At 58.7% G+C, this 20,738-nt stretch carries 16 protein-coding genes and 1 tRNA gene; 10 read left to right on the forward strand and 7 right to left on the reverse strand.

The window, feature by feature from the left end:
• Positions 1 to 59: 59 nt before the first annotated feature.
• Both ASG35_RS02605 and ASG35_RS02610 read left to right on the forward strand, forming a co-directional pair.
• Positions 60 to 692: a response regulator gene (locus ASG35_RS02605; RefSeq protein WP_056352447.1), complete on the forward strand. Its 633-nt coding sequence runs from the start codon at positions 60 to 62 to the stop codon at positions 690 to 692.
• 13 nt (positions 693 to 705) lie between these two features.
• Positions 706 to 1,131: a response regulator gene (locus ASG35_RS02610; RefSeq protein WP_235527423.1), complete on the forward strand. Its 426-nt coding sequence runs from the start codon at positions 706 to 708 to the stop codon at positions 1,129 to 1,131.
• Positions 1,132 to 1,148: 17 nt separating this feature from the next.
• Here the strand turns inward: ASG35_RS02610 and ASG35_RS02615 are convergent, their stop codons facing one another.
• Together ASG35_RS02615 and ASG35_RS02620 are read right to left on the reverse strand one after the other, a co-directional pair.
• A complete protein-coding gene (locus ASG35_RS02615) occupies positions 1,149 to 1,520 on the reverse strand; it encodes a hypothetical protein (RefSeq protein ID WP_056352449.1) in 372 nt (123 codons plus the stop codon).
• Between the two features lie 139 nt (positions 1,521 to 1,659).
• Positions 1,660 to 1,744, reverse strand: a tRNA-Leu gene (locus ASG35_RS02620).
• A 425-nt stretch (positions 1,745 to 2,169) separates the two neighbouring features.
• Here ASG35_RS02620 and ASG35_RS02625 point away from each other — a divergent pair.
• The 4 genes from ASG35_RS02625 to ASG35_RS02640 all read left to right on the forward strand — a co-directional run bounded on the left by ASG35_RS02625 (position 2,170) and on the right by ASG35_RS02640 (position 4,654).
• Positions 2,170 to 3,147 (forward strand): ferritin-like domain-containing protein, encoded by a 978-nt coding sequence (locus ASG35_RS02625; RefSeq protein WP_056352450.1) that lies wholly within the window; start codon positions 2,170 to 2,172, stop codon positions 3,145 to 3,147.
• Positions 3,148 to 3,257: 110 nt separating this feature from the next.
• The gene (locus ASG35_RS32430) at positions 3,258 to 3,380 is read left to right on the forward strand and encodes a hypothetical protein (protein ID WP_255580791.1); all 123 of its coding nucleotides are present in this window, start codon (positions 3,258 to 3,260) and stop codon (positions 3,378 to 3,380) included.
• A gap of 146 nt (positions 3,381 to 3,526) precedes the next feature.
• Positions 3,527 to 4,111, forward strand: a complete 585-nt coding sequence (locus ASG35_RS02635) for a TMEM175 family protein (protein ID WP_056352452.1) — start codon at positions 3,527 to 3,529, stop codon at positions 4,109 to 4,111.
• A 63-nt stretch (positions 4,112 to 4,174) separates the two neighbouring features.
• Positions 4,175 to 4,654, forward strand: coding sequence for a metallophosphoesterase family protein (locus ASG35_RS02640; RefSeq protein ID WP_056352453.1), 480 nt, complete (start codon positions 4,175 to 4,177; stop codon positions 4,652 to 4,654).
• Positions 4,655 to 4,731: 77 nt separating this feature from the next.
• On the opposite strand, the gene proP is transcribed toward ASG35_RS02640, so the two are convergent.
• The 3 genes from proP to argA all read right to left on the reverse strand — a co-directional run bounded on the left by proP (position 4,732) and on the right by argA (position 8,544).
• The gene (proP, locus tag ASG35_RS02645) at positions 4,732 to 6,198 is read right to left on the reverse strand and encodes a glycine betaine/L-proline transporter ProP (protein ID WP_056352454.1); all 1,467 of its coding nucleotides are present in this window, start codon (positions 6,196 to 6,198) and stop codon (positions 4,732 to 4,734) included.
• Between the two features lie 605 nt (positions 6,199 to 6,803).
• On the reverse strand, positions 6,804 to 7,079 hold the full coding sequence (locus ASG35_RS02650) for an oxidative damage protection protein (RefSeq protein WP_082508191.1): 276 nt from the start codon (positions 7,077 to 7,079) through the stop codon (positions 6,804 to 6,806).
• Positions 7,080 to 7,173: 94 nt separating this feature from the next.
• The gene (gene argA, locus ASG35_RS02655) at positions 7,174 to 8,544 is read right to left on the reverse strand and encodes an amino-acid N-acetyltransferase (protein ID WP_056352938.1); all 1,371 of its coding nucleotides are present in this window, start codon (positions 8,542 to 8,544) and stop codon (positions 7,174 to 7,176) included.
• A gap of 79 nt (positions 8,545 to 8,623) precedes the next feature.
• On the opposite strand from argA, the gene hrpA reads away from it, so the two are divergent.
• On the forward strand, positions 8,624 to 13,489 hold the full coding sequence (gene hrpA, locus ASG35_RS02660) for an ATP-dependent RNA helicase HrpA (protein WP_235527424.1): 4,866 nt from the start codon (positions 8,624 to 8,626) through the stop codon (positions 13,487 to 13,489).
• A 78-nt stretch (positions 13,490 to 13,567) separates the two neighbouring features.
• On the opposite strand, the gene ASG35_RS02665 is transcribed toward hrpA, so the two are convergent.
• Both ASG35_RS02665 and ASG35_RS02670 read right to left on the reverse strand, forming a co-directional pair.
• Positions 13,568 to 14,140 (reverse strand): outer membrane protein assembly factor BamE, encoded by a 573-nt coding sequence (locus tag ASG35_RS02665; RefSeq protein WP_056352456.1) that lies wholly within the window; start codon positions 14,138 to 14,140, stop codon positions 13,568 to 13,570.
• Positions 14,141 to 14,199: 59 nt separating this feature from the next.
• Positions 14,200 to 17,052, reverse strand: coding sequence for a YadA-like family protein (locus tag ASG35_RS02670; protein WP_082508192.1), 2,853 nt, complete (start codon positions 17,050 to 17,052; stop codon positions 14,200 to 14,202).
• Between the two features lie 499 nt (positions 17,053 to 17,551).
• Between ASG35_RS02670 and ASG35_RS02675 the strand changes: the two genes are divergently transcribed.
• The 3 genes from ASG35_RS02675 to ASG35_RS02685 all read left to right on the forward strand — a co-directional run bounded on the left by ASG35_RS02675 (position 17,552) and on the right by ASG35_RS02685 (position 20,727).
• Positions 17,552 to 18,574: a YVTN family beta-propeller repeat protein gene (locus tag ASG35_RS02675; RefSeq protein WP_056352458.1), complete on the forward strand. Its 1,023-nt coding sequence runs from the start codon at positions 17,552 to 17,554 to the stop codon at positions 18,572 to 18,574.
• An 86-nt stretch (positions 18,575 to 18,660) separates the two neighbouring features.
• On the forward strand, positions 18,661 to 19,686 hold the full coding sequence (locus ASG35_RS02680; protein ID WP_056352459.1) for a sterol desaturase family protein: 1,026 nt from the start codon (positions 18,661 to 18,663) through the stop codon (positions 19,684 to 19,686).
• A gap of 183 nt (positions 19,687 to 19,869) precedes the next feature.
• Positions 19,870 to 20,727, forward strand: a complete 858-nt coding sequence (locus tag ASG35_RS02685) for an EI24 domain-containing protein (RefSeq protein WP_056352460.1) — start codon at positions 19,870 to 19,872, stop codon at positions 20,725 to 20,727.
• Positions 20,728 to 20,738 lie beyond the last annotated feature (11 nt).

The raw sequence follows: 20,738 nt of genomic DNA on the forward strand, positions 1-20,738 counted from the left end.
ATTTCCGCCGCGCGTCGTCAGTACAATGGGTCAATACAAAACGGCCGCGGGCAGCGTAGATGATTCGAGTGTTGATAGCGGACGATCACGCCATCGTGCGAAGCGGGTTCCGGCAGTTCGTCGCCGATGAACCCGACATGGAAGTGGCGGGCGAAGCGTCCACCGGGGACGAGACCATCGCACTCGTGCGCGAAAGCGCGTTCGACGTGGTCTTGCTCGACATCGCCATGCCGGACAAGAATGGCATCGACACCTTGCGCGTGATCAAGCAGATCCGCCCGGAGCAGGGCGTGCTGATGCTTTCCGGCTATCCCGAAAGCCAGTACGCGATCAACTTGCTGCGCGCCGGCGCCAATGGATATCTGAACAAGGACGCAGCGCCCGACGAGATCGTGCGCGCCATTCGAACGGTCGCGCGCGGGCATCGGTACTTGTCGGAATTCATTGCGGACGCGTTGGCCGACAAGCTCGAAAAGCCGGCGACCGAACGGCCGCACGAGATGTTGTCGGAGCGCGAGTTCCAGATATTTTGCAAGCTGGCTGGCGGACAATTGCCGACGGAGATAGCGGACGAACTGCATTTATCGGTGAAGACGATCAGCACGTATCGCGCGCGTGTTCTCGAAAAAATGCGTCTCGCCAACAACGCCGATCTCACGTATTACGCCATCAAGAACGGGTTGATCGAGTAGGAGGATGCCCGCCGTGGGCCAACAAACGATCGCTGATGAAACCGGCCTCGCGCACAGGCGGCCGCTGAGCGTATTGCTGATCGAAGACTCGCCGTTGATCCGGCGCAGCCTCGTCGAGGCTATCGATGCGTCCGGCGAACTCAAGGTGAACGCATGGGCCGATACGCCCGAGGCCGCGATTGCGCTGCTGGCATCGGCCGCGTTCGATGCGGTGATCGTCGATCTGCAGTTGAAAAGCGGGTCGGGCATTGAAGTGCTGGCTTACCTCCAGCGCACGGGCATCACGGAATCAAGCTTTGCCGCCGTGCTCACCAATCATGCGTTGCCTGCATACCGCGAGCGCTGCCTGCAATTCGGCGTGCGCCATTTCTTCGATAAATCCCTGGAATTCGATCGTGTACTCGACGCGCTGCATCTCTATGCGCGCGCGCGGGCCTGAGTATATTTAAACCGACGTTATTCGGCGTCGCCTTGGTCAGGCTGCAAAGGATATTTTGCGGCGAGCGTGGCAGGCGTCAGCCATTGGAACGTGCGCATCTGGTCGCCAACGAAGGTGCACTCCACCGCAGCGGGAACGGGAAATTTGGTGGTCTTGATCGGCGTCACGCCGGCAGGCGCGCCTTTGACAATGTATGTCCCTTCGACCACCACTCGCGTTGCCCGATAGGAAACACGGGGAATTTCGTAATCCAGCTTCGGGCTGGTGGCGGGATAGGTCTCGACCATCTTCGCCTTGCATTGCTGAGCGTTTTGATATGCCGTGGTGCAGCCAGCGCTACAGGCGAGAACGGCGGCCGCGGCGACCGTATAAAGGCTTCGATGTTTCATGTGGGCTCGCGCTAATAGAGACGCTCGATAAGACGCGCAGTCTACTTCAGTCGGCGGGCATTGGCAGATTCGACCGGAACCGATAGCCGGCTCGCGCTGCAATGGCGTCCGCCCGTCTTTCCAAAGCCGTATCGGGTGCTGGTAGCGGGGACCGGACTTGAACCGGCAAGCCGTTAGGCGGCGGATTTTAAGTCCGCTATGTTTACCAATTTCATCACCCCGCCAGGCGGACGGCATTCTACCATCGGACGGACAAGGGGCCAATTTCAGCCGCCAGGCGCGTCGCCGCGCCGGCTCGCTCGGCGCGTTTCAAGCTTGATGGTTCATGCATCTATAAACGGTCTTCGCCCAGTTGCGCATTGCAGCAAACTCGAGCTTGCACGCAGCGCTTCGCATGTGTTCGGAAAGAAACAGAAATATATTCGCGATTGCTTGCATCCGTTTCATCGCAGCCCCGCGTATCTAGCTACGTGAAGATCAGCCGTCCTGATGGCATCAGGGTTTCATCGCTCCGGTCTGTCTTCATCCTCACCCTCATGTCTTATGCATCACGGCTCCTTGTTACAAGGTGTGGCCGCTGCTTTCGCTCGGCTGTGCGTGTCGCGTGGTGTCGTACGGTTAATTACTTAAAGCAGGTAAGGAGATAGTCATGGCAGAAGAAATTGCGATCCTCGATATCCTCGAACGCCGCGCCAACAAACTGGCAAAACGCCGGCAGTTCTTCAGGAGCGCGGGCGGCCTGGGATTAGGGCTCGTCGGTGGCACGATACTCGGCGCATGCGGCGGCAGTTCAGGCGATAACGCCAACGCCCAAACAGGCCCGAGCGATGCAGACATTCTCAACTTCGCACTCAACCTCGAATACCTCGAAGCAAGCTTTTATGCCTATGCAGTGACAGGCGCTGGCTTGCCGGCCAACCTGATGAGCGGCGCGGGCACGCCCGGCACGGTCATCCCGGGGCAAAAGGTCGATTTCACCGGCGACCCGCTGGTAGGCGCGTACGCCGCTGAAATCGCCCGCGATGAACTCGAGCACGTCACCTTCCTGCGCACGGCGCTTGGCGGCGGCGCAGTGGCAATGCCGGCGCTCGATGTCGGCGGCACGAGCGCGACCGGCGCTTTCTCGCTGGCGGCACAAGCGGCCGGCGTGATTGGCCCGGGCCAGGTGTTCAATCCGTACTCGAGCCCGACCAACTTCCTGATTGGCGCGTTCATCTTCGAGGACGTGGGTGTGACGGCTTACAAGGGCGCGTCGCCGTTGATCACGAACAAGACGTATCTGGAGGCGGCCGCCGGCATTCTTGCGGCCGAGGCCTATCACGCCGGCCTGATCCGAACTGTGCTGTTCTCGCGCGGCATGACGACGCCTTCCATCTATACGACCGTGCAGCAGATCTCCGATGCCCGCGATTCCCTCGACAGCTCGACGGACGTCGACCAGGGCATCACGGGCGCGGCGGCGGGAAGCTCGAACATCGTGCCGCTCGATGCAAACGGTCTTGCGTTCAGCCGCAGTTATGACGATGTCCTGAACATCGTGTATTTGAACAAGGGCGCGGTGACGCAGGGCGGGTTCTTCCCGGCTGGCGTGAATGGCACGTTGCACATGAGCAGCGCGTTCGCGTAAGCGCTTGGAACTTGGGGTGGTTGGGTAAAGCAGGCAGCGCCGGTTCTCGCATGTGGGGTCATGCGAAACCCGGCGTTTTGTTCGGTCAATATTTGATTCGGGAGACGATCATGAAAAACGTTTCTATTGGTGCATGGCGCGAGCGGACGCGGCTCGGGATTGGAATATCGATCATCGCGGCCGGCGCCGGCTTGCAACTGCTTCAATGGCTTCATACCTCGATGCCCGGATAAATCCGCGCGCCATCGGCGCTTTCTCTCGTTCACGCTAAATCGACAACGCCGCGCCGCTCCCGCATAATTTGCAGCGCGCGTGCAAAACGCCACGCAGCACGGTGGGCGTCAGGTCGGTTCAGTCATAAAAACGGGAGAGGGCGCAGATGGGTACGAACCGTATCGAAGCATTCAGCGACGGCGTGATCGCCATCATCATCACGATCATGGTGCTGGAACTGAAGGTGCCGCATGGCGCCGACCTTGCCGCACTGGGCACCTTGATTCCCGTGTTCTGCGCATATGTGCTGAGCTTCGTGTACGTCGGGATCTACTGGAACAATCACCACCACCTGATGCATGCGGCCAAGCGCGTCAGCGGCAGCGTCCTGTGGGCGAACCTGCATGTCTTGTTCTGGCTGTCGTTGTTTCCGTTCACCACCAACTGGATGGGCGAAAACCACCTCGCTTCCTGGCCGACCGCACTTTACGGTTTCGATCTCTTCATGACAGCGGTCGCGTGGTACATCCTCACGCGCACGCTGATCGGCTTGCATGGCGCCAATTCCATGCTCGAGCGCGCGATCGGTTCGGACATCAAAGGCAAGCTTTCCGTGGTTCTTTATCTCGTCGCGATCGCTGCGTCGTTTTGGGAACCTTGGGTCGCAGCCGCGTTGTATGCGTTCGTGGCAATCGTCTGGCTCGTGCCGGATCGCCGTGTCGAGAAGGTCTTGATGACCGAGGAGCCGTAACAGCGGCTCTGACTCGCATGATCGGTGCTACGCTTGGGGCACGAAGTTCTCCGAGCGAAGCCCATGTCATCTGCAATTACGTCTCGCGCAATACGCATTGGCGTTTTATCCGATACCCACAATCTCGTGCGCCCCGAAGCGCTTCAGGCGTTGCGCGGTTGCGAGCAGATCATTCACGCCGGCGACATCTGCAATCCCGCCGTGCTGGACATTCTCAATGAACTTGCGCCCGTCACCGCGGTGCGTGGCAATAACGATTCGGGCGGGCGTATCGATGATCTCCCGAAAGCGGTGACCATGCGTTTAGGAGAGAAGTCTGTTCACATCGTGCACGATATTGCCGATGTCCCCCGACGGCTCGATGGAATCGATGTCGTCATTACGGGCCATTCGCACAAGCCGCTGGTCGAGCGGCGCGGCGCAACGCTCTTCCTCAATCCAGGAAGCGCGGGACCACGCCGCTTCAAATTGCCGATAACGCTCGGAATCATGACGATCGAAAGCGGCGAAGTGAACGTGGAAATCGTCACGCTGGTTGAGTGAAACTCGCGAGCACAAAAAAGAGGCCGTTCCCAATCAGGAACGGCCTCTTTGTTTTGCTGGGTTTGCTAAAACCCGTTTCAAGCGTGCGCGGTCACATCCGGCAAACGCTCATCCATTTCAGCGGCTTCGCGCGCGCCGCGCATCACGGCATGCGCTTCAGAACGCGAACCGACCGACGGCGGCGATCCCTTTAACGGCTTTCTCGCAGTTTCATGCAGCGCGAACACGGAAACTATGCCAATCACCGATGCGCCCATCAAGTAGTACGCGGGCATCATCAAATTTCCCGTCGATGAAACCAGCCATGCAGTCACCAGCGGTGTCGTGCCACCAAAAAGCGATACCGAAACATTGAAGCCGATCGCAAGCGCGCCGTAGCGGATTTTTGTCGGAAACAGCGCCGGCAACGCGGAAGGCATTGCGCCGGTGAAGCACGACAGCAGCACACCAAGGATCAGCATGCCGCTGAAAATCGTCGTCACGTCGCCCATGCGGATCAGCGTGAGCGCGGGCATGGAAAGCAGCAGCAAGCCGACGCATCCGAACATCATCACCGGCTTGCGCCCGATCTTGTCGGAAAGATGGCCGGCGAAAAGCGTCATCGGCATCATCAGCACCATGACGATCAGCACGATAAACAGTCCGTGCGTTTCATTGAACTTGAGCGTAGCCGAGAGATAGCTCGGCAGATATGACAGCGCCATGTAGTCGGTGACGTTGAAGATCAGCACGAGCCCGACGCATTGCAGCATCGGCTTCCAGTTCTTTAGCAGCATGTCGCGAAACTGGTCCTTCGGTGTGCTGTGCGCTTCAGTTTCGCGCTTGTCGGCTTCACGCTGGAACGCCGGCGTTTCTTCGAGCTTCAAACGAATGTACAAGCCGATCAAACCGAGTGGCCCCGCGATCAGAAACGGAATGCGCCAACCCCACGAAAGCAGCGATTGCTCGGTCATGGTCGCGGTCAATATCGCGACGCAACCCGCGCCGAGCACATAACCTACGAGCGTGCCGAATTCCAAAAAGCTGCCGAGGAAACCGCGCCGTTTGTCCGGCGCAAATTCCGCGATGAACGTCGCAGCGCCGCCGTATTCACCGCCCGTCGAAAAGCCTTGCAGCAAACGCGCGGCGAGCAACAAGATTGGCGCAAAAATACCGATGGTCCCATAAGCCGGAATCAAGCCGATGCAGAACGTGCCCACGGCCATCATGATCATCGTCATTGCAAGAACGCGCTTGCGGCCAATACGGTCGCCCAGCGGTCCGAACACCATGCCGCCGAGCGGACGTACGAGAAATGCCGCTGCGAACGTGCCGAAAGTGGCGATCAGCTGCGCGCCCGGATTGCTCGACGGGAAAAACACTTTGCCGAGCGTCACCGCAATGTAGCTGTACACGCCGAAATCGAACCATTCCATCGCGTTGCCTATTGCCATGGCGCCGACGGCGCGCTTGAGCAGGGCTTTATCGACGATGGTGATATCGGCAAGCGTCAGGTCTTTTTCGGGTTGGGGCTGCCGCCAGAGGCCGTCGTTCTGTGTTGCCATGTAAAAGAAGCTCCAGATGTGTCGCCGATCCGCTAGGGGGCGGGTGGGCGTGTGCGCAGGGCGCACGTTGCCGGAAAGTGCAGTTTCGCGACGAGGCGAGGCTCAGCCCATGAAGGAGCTGAGGGCCGGCCGGGCGCCGGACGCGTCGGCAATGCTCAGAGCAAAGCTTATGCCTCGCAACAATGGTCGCGAAATGGCACTTCGTGGGTACCGCTTGAATTGGTGGCTGGACACAATAAAACCCGTTCAACGCGGCGCGTGATGCGCGGCGGTACGGCTATTTGCTGTGTCGCGGATCGAGAAGGCTCGGGAACAACATCCACGGGCTAATCAGACTGTGGAAGCCTTGACAATCGCTGGCCGGTACTCTTGATTGACGCCAGGGCGAGGTCTCGATGACTTTTAGAGATGCTTCGCCATTCGTTCAATCGTGAGAAATTGACTTTGAGATGCAGTTGGAAAGAAGAAGATAATAGCACGATGGCAGAAGATGCGCAAATGGCCCGTCTTGGCGGGGACTTTGCGGTGGTCTTGGAACGTATCGCGCAAATGAAAAAGCCGGTCTCGAAAGACCGGCTCGTCACCAAAAAACGGCAGTTTCTGGCTCAGCTTTGTGCAGGAGGAACGTAGCCTTGAGCCGTGTCCGCGCCTTCGCCGAAAAAGTACTTTTCCGTTTGCTTAAGCAAGTACTGACGCGCGCGCGGATCGGCCATGTTCAGTCGGTTTTCGTTGATCAACATGGTTTGCTGCTTGAGCCAGCCTTGCCACGCTTCCTTCGATACCGTTTCATAAATTTTCTTGCCGAGTTCTCCCGGCAGCGGCGGAAAATCAAGTCCTTCGGCTTCTTTGCCGAGCTTCGCGCATTGAACCATTCGTGCCATCTGTCATTCTCCTGTAGCGGGTTTTCTGGACGCTTCGTTCCGGCGGCGCATCGAGTGCGCGGCGATCGTTGCGAGGCGTCGCTGAATAGAGTGCTTAAAGCTGTTTCATCAGCACGAGCGATTTGCGCTGCCAGTTATAAAGGCGGCGCCGGTCTTCGGGCAGATCATCCACGGTCACTTTCACGAAACCGCGCTTGAGAAACCAGTGCTCGGTACGCGTGGTCAGCACGAAAATATGCGTGAGTCCGCGTGCACGTGCGCGTTGTTCGACACGCTTGAGCAGCCGTTCGCCGTCGCCGGCGCCTTGTGCTTCGGGCGAAACGGTGAGGCACGCCATTTCGCCGATACGTTCCTGCGTGTACGGATAAAGCGCCACGCAGCCGAACAGAACGCCGTCGTGCTCGATCACCGAAAAATGATCGATGTCGCGTTCAATCTGATGCCGGCCACGCCGCACGAGCGTGCCATCCATTTCCAGCGGTTCGATCAGCGTCAAAATTCCGCCGACGTCATCCGGTGTGGCTTCCCGCAGGCTTTCCAGGTTCTCGTACGAGATCATCGTGCCGACGCCATCGTGCAGGAACAATTCCAGCAGAATGCTGCCGTCGAGCGCGTAAGGAATGATATGCGCCCGCGCCACGCCGCCCCGGCACGCGCGAATGGTGTGCTTCAGGTAGAACGCCGCGTCGCCTTGGAGCTCGCCGCTTTCGTGCAGGCGATAAGCGTCATCGAGCGACATTTCGCGCACGAGCTCGCCGTTTTCATCGACGAGACCCGGGGTTTCAGTCAGAAAAATGATCTTGTCGGCCCGCAACGCGATGGCCGCCGCCGAAGCGACATCTTCCATCGACAAATTGAACGCTTCGCCCGTTGGCGAGAATCCAAGCGGGGAGAGCAATACGAGCTTGCTGCTGGTGAGCGAATGGCGGATGGAATCGCCGTCGATCTTGCGGACCACGCCCGTGTGCTGGAAGTCGACGCCATCCAGAATGCCGACCGGCCGCGCCGTCACGAAATTGCCCGACACCACGCTGATATGCGCGTGCGCCATGGGCGTATTCGGCAAACCCTGACTGATCGCCGCTTCAATGTCGAGACGCACTTCGCCGGCGGCTTCTTTTGCCGATTCGAGCGCGCGGGCGTCGGTAATGCGCAATCCGTGCGAAAACTCGGACTCCACGCCATGCAGGTTCAGTTGCTCTTCGACCTGCGGTCGCGAACCGTGCACGAGCACCACGTGAATGCCCATGGCGTGCAACAGTCCGACGTCCTGGACCAGCGCGTTCAGCCTGCCTTCCTGCACCAACTCGCCGCCGAACGCGACCACGAAGGTCTTGTTCCGGAACGCGTGGATGTAGGGGGCGACGGAACGCATCCAGTCGACAAACTGGGCGTGTTGGTCAGGCGCTTCTGGCTCGGCGGAAACCGGCGGCTGCGCGGCGGGGAGGTCGGTCTGAGTATTCATGCCGGGATTATAATGCTGCACTATGCCGAATGCTTTTAAACGTCCCGCCAATGCGGACAAGCTTGACCCCCAGGAGCAGTTGAAAAAGCTGCGTGAAGCCCTGCTGCGCGATGTTGCGGCGCGCGAAAGCGATGGCGAAAACGACCCGGACGATTCCACCGATGAAGGCGTAAACCGCAAGAAGGAAGCGGCTGCGCGGCGGTTTGCGGGGGTATCGGGGAATGCGGGGGACGAGAAAAAACCGGGAGCGCCGAAGGCTACTTCTGGCCGCGTTGCGCCACAGCCTGCGCCGAAAAAAAATGTTGCGAAAGGCGTGGTGAAATCGCCAGCGGGAGTTTCAGGTTCGTCGGCTCCTTCTGCTCCTTCTGCGCAGCGTAAGGAAATTCGCGGCGGTTTGTCGGTGCTGGCTGAATTGGCGTCTTTGACGGGAACGTCGGGCCAAAGCGCTGCGCCTGATTCTTCAGCGGTCGCACCGCGCGCTGAACAAACACCCACGGAAAAGTTGACGGTAAAAAAAGCGGTTCGACCTCCAGTTACGGCACCTCCCGCGACGCCTTTGGAAAAGCCGGTCCCGCAACGGCCCGAACACAAAGCGCCCAAGGGCATTGGTATGTCCGCGCCGGGAAGCGTCCGGCCAAGCCAGAGCGAGCGTAGGCAGAAGTCTTCAGAACCTCGTTCCGTCAACAAACCAGTTGATTTGCAGCGAGCGCGTTCTGAACCGAGGCCTCCGACACGCGCGCCGGAATCGCGAGAGAATCCGCAGCACGCGGCGTCAAAGCACGGTTCAAGACCTGAACCGCGTCCCGCGACACGTGCGCCTGAACCGGGAGCCAATCCGCAGCGCGCGCCTAAGGACGCAGGGCCAAAGCTAGGTTCGAGTCCGCAAAAGGCGCGCGGCGGCAATCGCCCCAACGTTGCGCCGCAGCCAGACGCAGCGGCGAATAACCTGCATGACCGTAGCAAAACGAACGCGGACCAACCGCGCCAACCCGATACCGCGCCGCGCCGCGCGCGTCCCGAACGCGATCCGACACGCGACGCCGCGCGCCCGGTCCGCGTGATCGCACCAAACCTGATCCCGCCGATCCATTTTCCCGAGGCGCTCCCGGTTTCCGCTCGCCGCGACGAAATCGCCGCCGCGATCCAGGCGAACCAGGTTGTGATCGTCAGCGGCGAAACGGGTTCGGGCAAGACGACCCAGCTGCCGAAAATTTGCCTCGCACTCGGCCGCGGCCTCGGCGCGGGCGGCACCGGCCTGATCGGGCATACGCAACCGCGGCGAATTGCAGCGTCGGCGACGGGACGGCGGATCGCCGAAGAACTCGGCACGCCATTTGGCGAGGTCGTGGGCTACAAGGTTCGCTTCACGGACAACCTCTCGCCGGGTGCATCGGTGAAACTGATGACAGACGGCATTTTGCTCGCCGAAACGCAGACCGATCCGCTGCTCGCCGCGTACGACACGATCATCATCGACGAGGCGCACGAGCGCAGCCTGAACATCGACTTCCTGCTCGGTTATCTGCGCGAAATCTTGCCGCGCCGGCCGGATTTGAAGGTGATCGTGACGTCGGCGACCATCGATGCCGATCGCTTTGCCCGTCATTTCGGCAGCGACGAAAAACCCGCGCCGGTGATCGAGGTGAGCGGGCGTTTGTATCCGGTCGAAGTGCGCTATCGGCCGGTCGAGGAGACCAGCGCTGCGGTGAAATCGGCGCAAGGGACGAATGCGAGTCCGGCGACGGCCCAGAAAGACCGCCCGAAAAATCAGCGTGAAAACGATCGCGACCTGATGGAAGCCATCGTGGACGCCGTCGATGAACTCTGCCGCGAAGGTCCCGGCGACGTCCTCGTGTTCCTGCCCGGCGAGCGCGAAATTCGCGAAGCGGCCGAGGCGCTGCGCAAACATCATCCGCCGCATACGGAAATCCTCCCGCTGTTCGCGCGGCTTTCGGCGGCTGATCAGGAGCGTGTGTTCAAGTCATCGAACGCGCGCCGCATCGTGTTGTCGACGAACGTCGCGGAAACGTCGCTGACGGTGCCGGGCATTCGCTACGTTGTCGATACCGGCCTTGCGCGCGTGAAGCGCTACTCGTATAGAAACAAGGTCGAGCAGTTGCAGATCGAACCGATCTCGCAAAGCTCGGCGAATCAGCGCGCGGGCCGCTGCGGCCGCGTGGCCGACGGCGTCTGTATTCGTCTCTACGAAGAGGACGATTACGCGCTGCGCACCCGCTTCACCGACCCGGAAATCCTGCGTTCTTCGCTGGCGTCCGTGATCTTGCGGATGAAGTCGCTGCATCTGACGGCCATCGAAACATTTCCGTTTCTCGAGCCGCCGCCAGGCCGAGCGATTGCAGACGGCTATCAATTGTTGAACGAACTTGGCGCTGTCGATGACGACAACGCCCTCACGCCGCTCGGCCGCGAACTCGCGCGTTTGCCGCTCGATCCGCGCGTCGGCCGGATGATCCTGGCCGCGCGCGACCATCAGTCGTTGCGCGAAGTGTTGATCATCGCGAGCGCGTTGTCGGTTCAGGATCCGCGCGACCGGCCTATCGAAGCGCAGGAGCAAGCCGATCTCGCGCACAAGAAATTCGCCGATGAACGCTCCGAATTCCTGCAATGGACAAAAATCTGGGCTTGGTTCGAGGACGCGATTGCGCACAAGAAGTCGAACAAGCAGCTCACCGATGCCTGCCGTGCCAACTTCCTGAACCATGTGCGATTGCGTGAATGGCGCGACGTGCATTCGCAATTGCTGTCGGTCGTGCGTGAACACGGCTGGCGTCTCAATGAATCGGAAGCCACGTTCGAGCAGATTCACCTCGCGCTGCTGACCGGTTTGCTCGGCAATGTCGGTTTGAAAGCGGACGACGAACCGTATTACCTCGGCGCGCGCGGCATCAAGTTTTATCTGTGGCCGGGTTCGGCGTTGCTCAAGAAAGCCGGGCGATGGGTCGTGGCGGGTGAACTCGTCGAGACGAGCCGCTTATATGCACGCTGCATCGCGAAAATCGAGCCCGAATGGCTCGAACAAGTCGGCGCGCATTTGCTGCGCAAGTCGATTTCGGAACCGCATTGGGAAAAGAAGGCCGCGCAGGTTGCCGCTTATGAGCGCGCCACGTTGCACGGGCTGACGGTCTATGCCCGTCGTCGAGTGAGTTTTGGCAAGCAGGACCCGGAACGCGCCCGCGAGTTGTTTATTCGTGGCGCGCTGGTTGACGGCGAGTCTGAAACCCGCTTGCCGTTTTTCGCGCACAACCGCAAGTTGCTCGCCGATATTGAACAGCTGGAGCATAAGTCGCGGCGTCAGGACGTACTCGTCGATGACGAACTGATCTTCGGTTTCTACGATTCGCTAATCCCCAAGGGGATTTACTCGGGCGCGGCGTTTGAACGCTGGTATCGAGACGAAGAAAAGAAAGAAACCGCGTCGCGCCTGCTTTTCCTTTCGCGCGACGACTTGATGCGCCATGAAGCCGCCGGCGTCACGACCGATCTGTTCCCAAAGCGCATGACGATGGCCGGCATCGAAATGACATTGACGTATCACTTCGAGCCCGGATCTCCGCGCGACGGCGTGACGTTGACCGTGCCGTTATTCGGCCTGAATCGAGTCGATGCCCGTCGTTCCGAATGGCTCGTGCGCGGAATGCTGAAAGAGAAAGTGCAATTGCTGCTGAAGTCCTTGCCGCAAAAACTCCGGCGCCATCTCGTGCCGTTGCCCGAATTTTCAGCGGGCGTGGTCGAGCGTCATAGCGGCAAGACGTTCGGCGCGGGCGGATTGCTCGAAGCGCTGATCGCGGATATCCGCGAACAAACTCAGATCGCGATGAAATCTTCGGACTTCAAGCTCGAATCGCTGCCGGCGCATTTGTTCATGAACTTCAAGGTCATTGACGAACACGGCCGGCAACTCGCGATGGGCCGTAACCTGGCGCAACTGCGCGCCGAGTTGGGCGGCCAGGCGCAGCAGCATTTCCAGAAGCTGGCGGCGAGTGCGACGCTCGATATTGGCAACGACGCAGCTGCGCCAGTTACGCGAAACACCGCAGTGTCGGATGCATCTGGCGGAAGTTCGAGCACTGCTCTGTACGAAAATCTCACCACGTGGGACTTCGGAAAACTGCCTGAATTACTTGAAATCCGGCGGCGCGGACAAACGCTCTTCGGCTATCCGGCTTTGGTTGATCGTTCAACGCATTGCGATGTCGAAGTATTCGATTCGCCGGAAGAGGCCGCGCGGATTCATCGGGCAGGTTTGCGTCGATTGTTCGCGTTGCAGCTACGCGAGCCGATCCGTTATCTCGAACGAAATCTTGGCGGCTTGCGCGAGATGTCGTTGCAGTACATGGCGCTTGGGGCGCAGGAAGAATTGGCGAGTCAGATTATCGAAACGGCGCTGGATCGCGCGTGTCTGCAAGATCCTCTTCCCGATAACGATGCTGATTTCTACGCGCGTCGCGATCAAGGCAAGAGCAGGTTGACATTGCTGGCGCAAGAAATCGCGCGGCTCGCCGGTCAGATTCTGGCCGACTACGCAATGGTGACGAAGAAACTGACGCAGGCCAAGTCGTTCGGTGCGCCATACGCGGATATGGTCGCGCAGATGAATGCGTTGATTGGCAAGCGGTTTATCATCGATACACCTTACGCCCAGTTGTCCCATTTCCCGCGATATCTGAACGCAATGGCATTGCGCATCGATAAGTTGAAAGCGGATGCGGTGCGGGACGCGCGGTTATCGACGGAAATTGCGCCGCTGCTGCAAAACTATCAGCGGGCGATCGCACAACGCGGCGGAGTAGCAGATGCGCGATTGAGCGAATACAGATGGTTACTCGAGGAGCTGCGTGTGTCGTTGTTCGCGCAGGAACTTCGAACGCCAATGCCGATATCCGTCAAACGCTTGTACAAGGTTTGGGAATCGATGCAACGATAGGGCGCAATACATGCAACAAGCGCAAAAAAGCGCGAGATCAGCTTATAGCTAATCTCGCGCCTTCCGGTTTCCTGGAAATTACTTCGCCGTATCTGCCGGCGTTTCGACTTCGAGACTCAGTGGCGCCGCTGTCAAAACGGTACCTTCGGTGCTTACAGGACCGCTTGCCTCTGTGCTAATGGGCGTGAAAACATACTTCTGCCATTTGCCGCCCGTAAGCGTTTCCACGTTATCCCCACATTTACGATAAAAATTCCGAGCTTCATCGTGCGAATTGAATACCGCCTTCAGTTGGCAAACCATTTGCGGTGCGCCAGCGTCGTTGGTGACATTCAAAACGTAGTCCCATTCCCGCACCGCGAAGAATCCTTCGCTGAATTGCGGACGACCAAGCAAGCCAGCAATCTGATCCTTGGTCATGCCGGGCTTGAGCTTGCGCAAAGCTTCCGTCAGGGGATAACTGCCAGCATTCCATGCCGACGATGGAGCGGGGAATACCAACTGGTCTTGACCGCCGTCTTTGGCGAGCTGGCTCCCGGTGCCGCAAGCGGACAGCATGAAGGCTGTGATGAGCGCAGCGGCGAAAGGTAGTGCACGCGATGGTTTGCGGAGGGTGAAGTTCATCTCTTGATCGGATTCCGTTGTTTTCATTAGTTCGGTGTCGCGGGCCTTTTACATCCCCGCGACACATCCTCTTACAGACTGCTGGATTACCAGTGCATGCCCGCACCGACCGACACGCCGAACTGACCGCGCGTGCTCGTGGTGCCACTGACCTTGTAAGCCCAGATGCCGTTGTCGGAAAGTTGCGATACGCCGATAGCAACTGCCGACTGACCGCCATACGTGCCGCCGCCGAGGGCAACCATGCCGCGTCCCGGCAGCACTGCTTGCGGCAAGCCCGCGACCGCGAGTGCCGACGCCGTGCCAGCGTAGGCGTCGCGACGCGTGCCTTCCGTCTTCGAGTCGGTGTAATCGTTGGCCGACTTAAGCGTGCTGCCCGTGCTCTGGTTCAACTGGTTCACGTTGACCGCGTCGGTCCCTTGCGTGCCTGGTGCCATGTTCGTGATCTGACGCTCGCTGCCCGCTGCACCGACGGAAACAGTGTTCGCGCGATCGGCGACTGAGTTCTGGCCGAGAGCTACGGTGTTGTCGGCAGACGCTTGCGCGCCATTACCCATGGCGACCGAACCTGCACCGGTAACTACTGCGTTCTGACCGAAGGCCACTGCGTTGTCGGCGTTAGCTTGAGCGCCGCTGCCCATTGCAACCGAGCCTGCACCGGCCGCAACTGCATTTGCGCCTACCGCGACCGCTTTGACGCCAGTCGCCGATGCCGCGTCCGTATCCCGCGAACCATCGGCGCTGAACAAGGGGTCCTTGGCGTCGATAACCGCGTTCTTGACCGCGTCGCCGATTGCGTTGTTCACGGCGTCGTTGACTACGTCGCCAACTGACGCGTTCACCTGACCAATGGCATCGTTCAACTGGCCGACATTCACAGCATCGCTTGACTCCACGCCGGCCGCGACGTTGTGAATCGTCGTGCCACCATTGCCTTCCAGCGTCGCATTTTGATGATCCACCGAACCGTCGGCGTTGCGGTCGTACTTGACGGCGCCATCGGCAGCTGTTGTTGCAGCGTCGACTGCCGCAGCCGACTGGTCGCTGACAGCCTTCAATTGCGACACGTTGACAGCGTCGGTATCTGCTGCGCCCGGTGCCACGCCGCTAATGGTGCGGGCACCGACGTTCACTTCACCTGTGGACGTCTGCGAGCCGGACAAACCGTATGCTGCGTAGCCTGTCTGGGCGCCAACGGTCGTTGCTGAACCCGCGCCAAGCGCAACGCTGTTCGCATGATTTGCGATTGCGTTGTTGCCGATGGCAATCGAGTTCTCGAACGCGGCGTTTGCATTGGTGCCGACCGCAATGCTGCTTGTACCTGCTGCGATTGCCGAATGTCCGACCGCGAGCGCGTCCACTTCAGATGCTTTTGCCGAGTCACCGATTGCCGTTGCATCAACAGCGGTTGCTTCGGAATTCGCTCCGACCGCGATGGAATTCGCGCCCGCGGCGGTAGAGAAGCTACCTACCGCAATAGCATTTTGTTGATTTGCCGTTGCTTCCGTGCCGATTGCACTTGAGTCATCGCCGAACGTTTGGGCGGTTTGGCCGAGCGCCGAGGATCGTGCGCCGACGGCAGTGGAATTTGCACCGATGGCAGTCGATGTATCACCTTGCGCGCGAGCGTTGAAGCCGACTGCCACGCTATCGGTCGCGGATGTTGATGATGTGCCGACGGCGACGGAATTGTCGCCCGTGGCTGTGGCATAAAAGCCGCCGGCGATTGCGTTGACACCCTGCGCCTGCGCGCCTGCGCCTACCGCCGTTGCACCAGAGGCCGTTGCTGCTGCGTTCACGCCTAGAGCGCTTGCTTGTGCTTCCGAAGCATCGGCGCTGTTGCCGAAAGCTATTGAGTCTTCGCCAAGTGCTTTGGCAGAGACGCCAACAGCTGCCGCATTTTTCATCGCGACCGAACTAGTACCAACGGCAACAGCGTTGTTTTCTGCAGCAACAGCGTAGCTGCCGACCGCGACACCGTTGACTGCTTTGGCTTCAGTAAATGCGCCAAGGGCGGTAGATGCGTCTCCCGAGGCGTTGGCCCCGGCACCACTCGCAACCGCTTGTGTTCCGCTCGATAAAGCGGCGTCACCGATCGCCATTGAACTAATTCCGCTGGCCGTGGCGTCCGGGCCTACGGCGATAGCATTTGCCGCGAAGGTGCTTGCGTTAACCCCAACCGCAACGCCGTTTTCCAGCGCTGCAGCGTAGTTTCCTACCGCTACGCTAAATTCGCCGTATCCACCAGCTTCCGTGCCTATAGCGGTCGATCCAACACCGCGCGCGATAGCGCCTGCTCCTACTGCAGTCGAACCTCCAGCTGTAGCTTTTGAACCAAAACCCATTGCCGTAGACGCGGATCCGGATGCTGATGCCGTGGAGCCGATAGCGGTCGACCTTACCGCGGATGCATTTGTGTCGGTTCCGACTGCAATGGACTGGTCGCCTGACGCATTGGCACGTGCGCCCAAAACCGTAGATGCATTCCCGGTTGCGGTAGCGTTATTTCCAATAGCCGTTGAGTCGGTCGCCTTCGCGAACGAGTTGGTCCCAACCGCCATTGCGTCCTCAGCTGCAAAAGAATTTGCACCGACAGCAACTGCATTTGTGTCATTAGCCGTGGCCCAAGCTCCCAAAGCTGTGGCATTGGTATGAGTGGCTACCGCACCGGAACCCACAGCTGTTGCCTGCGGACCATCCGTTGTGGAGCCGGAACCTATAGCCGATGAATTAGTGGTGTCGTTGAGAGTTTCCCCGTTCAATACCCAGTCGTCGGCCTGCGCATGCCCGGCTGCCAATAATCCGCCCACCATCACTGCCTGCACAATCACGAGCTTGCTTGCGGAAGAAGAACGCTTGGTCTTCGATTTAGAAGTCTCGGAAGCCGCGACCCACGTGCCGGAGGTTTCGTTCCAGACTGCTTTGAAAATTTTATTCATGAAAGAAGGATGTCTAACAATTTGACAAATACATGTCGGGTTGATCGAAGGAAGCAGGTCGCGTTTGTGCCCGCATTGAATCCGTCACTTAACGCGACCGCTCCTGGTAACGAGGATCTCCCGCCTCGCAAACTCTGGCCCGCTCGGGCGTTGGACAGGCTCCCTACATTGCTGCGCTTCGGACTCAGAAGTGTGCGATCTTCCGTGTTGTGACGTCAGCGATATACACGATCTTTCCTAAATACAATCAAGTGCGCTGATTAATGTTTGGCAATGCAAACTTAAAGAAATTAGTGTGTAAATGAGTGGGTGTTTATGTTTTTTTGTCGCTGTTTTCGCGTGATGCCAATTTGCATTCATTGGGCGATGGCCCCCTTGGCGATGACCACTGCAAGCGGGCGAGCGTCCTTGTGGACGGATATGGAAAAAGCTGCGCTGCCGCAACCTTCTCAAAGCGCAAACGTTCTACAATGGGTGTTGTTTTCCGACCCGAGTTTTCATGCGTAATTATTCCCGTACTTGTTTCTCCGGCCAATTCGCGCGCGCTGTGGGCGCAACTGCCGCGTTGCTTGCCGCTTTCACACTCGTCAAACCGGCCCGCGCCAATAACGTGATCGTGCTGAATTCAGGCGAGGCCACACTGAGTCTTATCGACGAAGCGACTCGCCAGGTCGTGTCCACCATCCCGACCGGGAAGGAACCGCACCATCTGATGGCGACGCCTGACAATTCGTCGCTGATCGTCGCGAACTCGGTATCGAACAACCTCATGTTTGTTGACCCGAAGACCGGCAAGCCGCAGCGCTGGGTCGAAAACATCGAGGATCCGTATCAGGTCGGGTTTTCGCCGGACAACAAATGGTTCGTGTCGACGGGACTGCGGCTCGACCGGTTGGACATCTACCATTACGACGGCAAGAACATCTCGATCGCGAAGCGCATTCCGCTCGCAGTCATGCCGAGCCATATTGCGTTCACGAATGACAGCAAGACCGCGTTTATCTCACTGCAGGTATCCGGGGAAATCGCGGCTATCGATCTGGCAACTCAGACCGTGAAGTGGAAAATGAAGGTGGGACCGGTGCCCGCCGGCGTCTGGATGACACCGAACGACAAATACATGCTGGTCGGCATGACGGGCGCTGACTACGTCGCGGTGGTGGACTGGCGAAACCAAAAGATCGTCAAGACAATCAAGACGGGTAACGGTGCGCACAACTTTCGTTCGCTAGCTGACGGGAAGCACGTCGTGGTCTCGAATCGGGTGGCAAGCACCATCAGCATCATCGACCAGGATTCGCTCACGAACGTCGGCGACATCACGGGGCTGCTTCCGGGCCCCGACGACATGGAACTTTCCGCGGACAAACGTTATCTTTGGGTTACGTTCAGATTTGCAAAGAAGGTCGGAATCATTGACCTTACGGATCGAAAGCTTGTTCAGACCATAGCGGTCGGTCGGTCGCCGCACGGCATTTACTTTTTCAATCGGGCGCCAGTGTTTGGTCCGAACGGCGGTTGAAGTCTGTGGTTGGATTGACGAGTTGGTTTGAAGATTTGCAGGGCGGGGTTTGGTTGGCGTCGCCCCGGTAACGGTTACGGAGTTCCATGTTTCATTCCATCCTTTCCATGTTGGATACGGTCGTCTCGACAATGCAGACATGGCTGTACATAGAGATCGTGCAGCCCTTCATGTTCAAGGTCGGCCTGATGGGTTATGACGAAGACACGTATGACGCCTTGTATTGGGTGATCGTGGGTGTGCTCGAAATACTCGCCATGTACGCAATTCTGCGGCCGCTGGAAGCGTTGCGTCCTGCCGAAAAATGGCAGGATCGCAAAGGCGTTCGCGTGGACGCGTTGTACACATGGATTGTCAAGCTGGGCATTCTGAACCTGTTTTTCTTCTTCACGTTTCAGCCGTTTTTCGACAGTTTTCAGAGCTGGTTGCGCTTGCATGACATCTCGAACATCCAGCTCGATAACCTTTGGCCGGGCGTGACGTCACAACCCATCGTAGCGTTCCTGATCTATCTCCTCGTACTGGATTTTGCGGGCTATTGGTATCACCGGATGGAGCACCGCATTGGGATCTGGTGGGAATTGCACGCAGTTCATCACAGCCAGCAAAAGATGTCGCTGTGGACCGACGACCGCAATCATCTGCTCGACAACATCCTGCAGGCGGGGTATTTCGCCACGGTCGCCCTGGTGATCGGCGTACAACCCTCGCAATTCGTGGTGCTTCTTGCCATTACGAACATGATGCAAAGCGTTCAGCATGCGAATATCCGCGTGCATTTCGGCTGGCTCGGCGAGCGTCTGCTCGTAAGCCCGTCGTTTCACCGGCGTCACCATGCAATCGGCTTCGGTCATGAGGGCACTACGTACGGTTGCAACTTTGGCGTGCTGCTCCCGTGGTGGGACATGATTTTTCGGAGTGTTTCGTGGAATCGCGAACTTGAGCCGACAGGCATTCGCGATCAACTGCCGGTTGCGGACGCGCCGGGACGCGATTATGGCGATGGTTTCATCGCACAGCACTGGCTCGCGTTCAAGCGTATTGGCGAGCGCATCAGGTCTCACCGAGGAATGCGCGCTCCAGATTCGGACTCGGACGCCGCAGCTGTCTGACTTTTAACTGCCACGTTATTTGCATCCGGTCTTGACCGGTTCATGCAGTAACACATTTGCTCTTGTTCGCCGGCCTCGTGCCGGCGAATTGCGTTTTCGTCCCAACGTTAGCTATTCGGACGAGGAGCGCGCAACATACTCTCTGGTTTATCCTGTCTCCTTTACCTCTTAATCGATCTTTGCATGAATGACTTGTTGCGATCGTTCGTGCGCGCGCTCGCGAACGCGTTTCATCCGAGAATGCTTTGGCTGACGTTCATGCCCTTCGCCGTGGCGACTGTTGCATGGGGCGCCATCCTTTGGTTTTTCTGGCAAACCCTGACTGGCGCCGCGCGTAACTGGCTTGATGGCTGGGCGCTTACGTCGGCCATGTACCGGGTTTTTGACTCTGTCGGATTCTCGTCGCTACATGCAGTGATCGCGCCGTTTTTTATTGTGATCATGGCGATTCCATTGATCGTCGTGACCATTTTGCTGCTCATCGCGACGTTATCGATGCCGTCCGTGATCAAACTGCTGACGCGGCGTCAATACGCATCGCTTGAAATGCGGCGCGGGGGATCGTGGTACGGAAGTCTCGGGCATTCGGTTGTTACCACCGTCGTTTGTCTTGTGCTGTTGGTCGTTACATTACCGCTGTGGTTGATTCCGCCGTTTTTCGCAATCATCCCGCCTGTGCTTTGGGGATGGCTGACGTACCGCGTCATGACCTACGACGCGCTCGCGTTGCATGCAAGCGCCGAAGAGCGTCGCACGATTGTTCGGCACGCGCGCTGGCCGTTGTTCGGCATTGGCGTGGTCAGCGGATTGCTCGGTTCGTTACCTACCATGTTGTGGGCGTGGTCAGTGTGGTTGCTGCCGTTGTTTCCGGTTGTCGCCGCTGCGACGATCTGGATTTATGCGTTCATTCTCGTTTTTTCAGCGCTTTGGTTCGCGCACTATTGCTTGCATGCGTTGGAGCGCCTGCGGATCGATACCGCCAGTCCAACGCCATCGCTAAGTGGTCCGGACATATCGGCTGAACCGCGAATATCGGGCTAATTTCTACGATC

The sequence above is a fragment of the Burkholderia sp. Leaf177 genome (assembly GCF_001424345.1).
Classification (GTDB): domain Bacteria; phylum Pseudomonadota; class Gammaproteobacteria; order Burkholderiales; family Burkholderiaceae; genus Caballeronia.